Source organism: Paraburkholderia sp. GAS41 (assembly GCF_050436545.1).
In the GTDB taxonomy this organism is placed as follows: Bacteria; Pseudomonadota; Gammaproteobacteria; order Burkholderiales; family Burkholderiaceae; genus Paraburkholderia.
The window spans coordinates 1-3926 of sequence record NZ_JBNDMK010000063.1; the positions used below are offsets into that span (position 1 = coordinate 1).

General features: G+C 58.9%; 5 protein-coding genes. 4 read left to right on the forward strand and 1 reads right to left on the reverse strand.

Annotation, left to right across the window (positions count from 1 at the left end; translation table 11 throughout):
• Positions 1 to 211 (reverse strand): GntR family transcriptional regulator (locus P3T43_RS35315; protein ID WP_429285616.1); only part of this gene is annotated, 211 nt, incomplete at its 3' end.
• A 247-nt stretch (positions 212 to 458) separates the two neighbouring features.
• Between P3T43_RS35315 and P3T43_RS35320 the strand changes: the two genes are divergently transcribed.
• The 4 genes from P3T43_RS35320 to P3T43_RS35335 form a co-directional block, all read left to right on the forward strand.
• Complete coding sequence (locus P3T43_RS35320) at positions 459 to 2015, forward strand: EAL domain-containing protein (RefSeq protein ID WP_429285617.1); 1557 nt, start codon at positions 459 to 461, stop codon at positions 2013 to 2015.
• 71 nt (positions 2016 to 2086) lie between these two features.
• The gene (locus tag P3T43_RS35325) at positions 2087 to 2866 is read left to right on the forward strand and encodes a PLP-dependent aminotransferase family protein (protein WP_429285618.1); all 780 of its coding nucleotides are present in this window, start codon (positions 2087 to 2089) and stop codon (positions 2864 to 2866) included.
• Between the two features lie 349 nt (positions 2867 to 3215).
• Positions 3216 to 3527: a DUF4148 domain-containing protein gene (locus P3T43_RS35330; protein ID WP_429285619.1), complete on the forward strand. Its 312-nt coding sequence runs from the start codon at positions 3216 to 3218 to the stop codon at positions 3525 to 3527.
• A gap of 188 nt (positions 3528 to 3715) precedes the next feature.
• Positions 3716 to 3926 (forward strand): GntR family transcriptional regulator (locus P3T43_RS35335; protein WP_429285620.1); only part of this gene is annotated, 211 nt, incomplete at its 3' end.

A 3926-nucleotide genomic window follows, 5' to 3' on the forward strand; every position in this document is an offset into this window, starting at 1 on the left:
AGGCAGTCGGCGACACGAAATAGCCGGAACGCGGGCGTGCCCTGATCTCCCCCCGATTTTCAAGCAGGTAGTAGGCGCGAAATACCGTCGCGGGGCTCACGTTCCATGCCTTGCACGCCGCCCGAACCGAAGGGATACGCGCGCCGGGTGGCAAATCACCGCGCTTGATGAGTTCGCTGAGCTGGTCGGCCAAGCGCTCGTACCGTTTCAACGCGTACTCCTCGCAGAACACACCATTGCAGGCGTCGGGTCAGTCCCGCCAGAACGCCCACCTACATTTAGAAGATAGCCACATTCCAATCTGATATGGCGTTTCTTTTGCCATCTGCTGCTATTGCGGCCGCCCACACGCTGGCAAAGTGCGGCGCAGAGCGGTTCCACTTCTATCGATGTTTCGTCTACGCATAGCGGTTCGACCGATAACGCATCTCAAGCTGAATTCCTTTAGCGATAAATCAATGGCATTTGCGTTTCCGGTATCAACATTCAGGGGCGGTGCCATCAACACGCTGCGTCGAGCCTCAGAAGCAGCGTTGGCAGTCGTTCTGGTCATCTGCACATGCACCTCACCTGCTCTTGCGGGTCCGGCCGACACCAGTTCTGGTTCCATTCCTACGATTGAGCGCAACGTCTGGCAACAATTGACGGACTGGCTTGCCGGTCCTCCAGCACCTGCGATTCGCTTTGGTTCAGATTGCGCGTCCATTGCGGAGTTGCCCGTTGTTCCCGCCGCCCTTGCCGGACCGGTTGCTGGCCCGATGCCTGTGCGAACGAATACCTGCGATTCGCTGAAGGACATGCGTGACGTCGCCATCGGAACTGCTGCTGCAAAGGCCGCTTCGGGGCCGAATGTTATGACGCTGCTCAGGGAAGTGCGGTGGCACATCAGCGACCAGGAGGCGGCAGGACGAAACGCGCCTCCGGCTTCTGACGCAGTGGCCGGTATCAGCTCACGGGCCGACTGGGCGGAGCAGTCCCCGCAACAACCAGCGATCCCGGCCTCCGACTGCTCAGCGGGTAGCAGTTGTGAAACGCAAGCGATCTCGCCTTCGATTGGCGCCGACACACTCGCCCCGGTGCAGGCTCCGGCGGCCATTGCTACGCAGCGCACCTCGGCACGGGACATATTGGCCTTTGTTTTCTGGCCGATCGTGGTGGCGGCCTTGGTCGTTGTTGCCGGCTGGGCGCTCAAAAGATGGCTTCGCTACGACAGGTCGCTCCTGCGTGCTGCGCGTGCAGGGCTGCGTCGCGGCGAATTCCATCTTGAGTACCAACCCGTCGTTAGCGTGAGGCGGGCTAGATGCGTTGGCGTCGAAGCGTTGTTGCGATGGGACAACCAGAAGTACGGCGCGCTGGGCCCGGCTCACTATATGGAGTTCATTGAGGACAGTAGTTTGATCGGTCCGATGACGCGATTCGTCATATCGCGTGCGGCTCAGGAGCTGCGCGAAATCGGCGCTCCAAAATCGCTCTACGTTGGCGTTACCGCTCCCGCTTCTTACCTGGTAAGTTCCGGGTTCAACGCGCACCTTGGCGACGTTGGCTCGCTCGGCGTCCCACCGCTGATACTAAAGATCGGGGCGGGCAGCGCGAGGAAGTTCAAGAAACGTCTAATCCCGCTGATGGCACAGGCGCGTGAAAAAGGAGTGCGCTTTGCCCTCTTGGCCGTGCGTCCCACTGATGTCGGACTTGAACTGTCGACAGAGATGAGCTTTGAGATGGTGAAAATCGACAGGAACGTGCTGGCGAACGATCCTGATGAGCGATCCAGACAGATCAGCGCATTGACGCGCATGGGCCATGAGATTGGCGCCGTGGTCGTGGTCGAAGGCATCGAGAATGCGGCGCATCACCACATTGCGCGGACGAGTCGTGCCGAGTTTGGTCAAGGTTTTTTCTATAGCCGCGCACTAAGCGCAAGCCGGCTGAAAGAGTTCATTGAGACAGTCAATGCCACGTCCTCAAAGCGGGAGGGAGCCGCAACCATGCTCAGCTGGAGGGTTCGAAATTTCTGAATGAAGTGTTCCACCCGCAACCGCACCCGGAGCAAAGCGCGACAGCTCCATTTAATTAGTATGACATATTAATGAAGCGCTATCGCCAACTGGCGGCGGAGTTCGAAAGCCTGATTCTTAACGGTACGCTTGAACCCGGCGTGCGGCTCCCGTCGGTGCGTCAGGCGAGCTGTTCGTACCGCGTGAGCCCCTCAACCGCTTTCCACGCATACTACACCCTCGAAAAACGAGCCTTGATCATCGCCAGACCTCGGTCGGGTTATTTCGTCGCAAGTCGGCCTGCGTCGACGAAATCACTGGCGATTGTTCCAAAGCGCAGTATTGAGGAGGCTGATGGTGACAGCCTGACTATCCGCTTCATGAAGGCTCAACGTCGATGCGCGCATCCGGGACTTGGCTCTTCGGAGCCGAGTGCCCAGCTATTCCCGTTTGGCCGAATTTCGCGCTCTTTGACTGCAGCAACCGGGATGATGGCCAGTTCGCGGAATACCTTGTCGGCGGGAACGGCGGAAGCAGCCCTACGTCGCCAGATCGCACTGCGCTACGCGGTCACGGGCGTCACGGTCCCAATCGAAGAGGTTGTTGTGACGAGTGGCGCGCTCGATGCACTGATACTCTGCTTACAGGTTCTGACGCGGCCCGGCGACACCATTGCAATCGAACGGCCCGCTTTCCATGCGGTGCAAGATGCGGTTAAGCGCCTGCGTTTGAAAACCGTCGAAATACCCGTCGATCCGCACCGTGGACTCGACCTCGGGGTATTAGCGGCGGTGTTGCGGCAGCATCAAGTACGGGTTTGCTGGTTCATGACGACGCTGCACCAGCCAACAGGCGCGACACTCTCCGATTAAAGGAAGGAAGCACTCGTCAGCTTGCTGGCGAAATACGGCGTGCCGCTAATCGAATGGCCGGTCGTCTACCGCAAAGGGAGAACGGCCACCGCGGCTTCAACGACCGTCGAGACGATTCCCAGTGCCGGTGAGGACCGTCCTGCATGCCGTGTGCGAGCCCAGTTCAATTGCAGTTGCATGCCCGCTTCGCGCTAAATCTTTGCACCACAACCTTTCTGTCAAGCATCGACGCGGACCTCGCCGCGCTTACCCAAATCCAGGAACAATCTTCTGCAGAGACAGTGCTTAATTTTAAGCGTTGGCTTATCTAGACTGTGATCACTGGCTTACGAACAGGGCTGTTCGCATCATGAAGTCCCTTATTAAAGCCGTTGTTGTTGCCGCTGCCCTTGCCGCTCCGGTCATCTCGTTCGCGCAATCGAACGCGTCTATCACCCGTGCACAGGTACGCGCCGAACTGGTCCAGTTGGAAAAGGCTGGTTATCACGTTGGTGATGGCGACAACGCGCACTACGCCGAAGCAATTCAGGTTGCTGAAGCCAAGGTTGCTGCGCAGAACGGCGCCGCAAGCGGCTACGGCGGTGTACTGATTGGTCCGTCGGAAGCAGGACGCCCGGCAGTGACGAAGGCGGACTGGAATGCGATGTACAACCGCCCGTGATGCATTGATTTCGGATGTGCCGGGCAGGACGCCAAAAGTATCTGGCCGGAGGATACAGTCCAAGTGCGCAGTACCCCTGCGCGCCCTTATTTAAAGAATTGGCTTGCTGGCTAGCTCGGCAATGCCGGTGTGTGTGCTAGCTGGACGGGTACGATGCCCGCAATGGTGCTTTCTGTGAGTAGAACAAGTTGAAACGGTACGAGCGGTTAGCCGACCAAATCAGTGAGCTCATCAAGCGCGGTGATCTGCCAGCCGGCGCGCGTATCCCTTCGGTGCGCGCGGCGTGCAAGGCTTGGGACGTGAGCCCGGCGACGGTATTTCGTGCCTACTACCTGCTCGAAGATCGGGGCATGATTAAAGCGCGCCCGCGTTCCGGCTATTTCGTGTCGCCGACTGCCG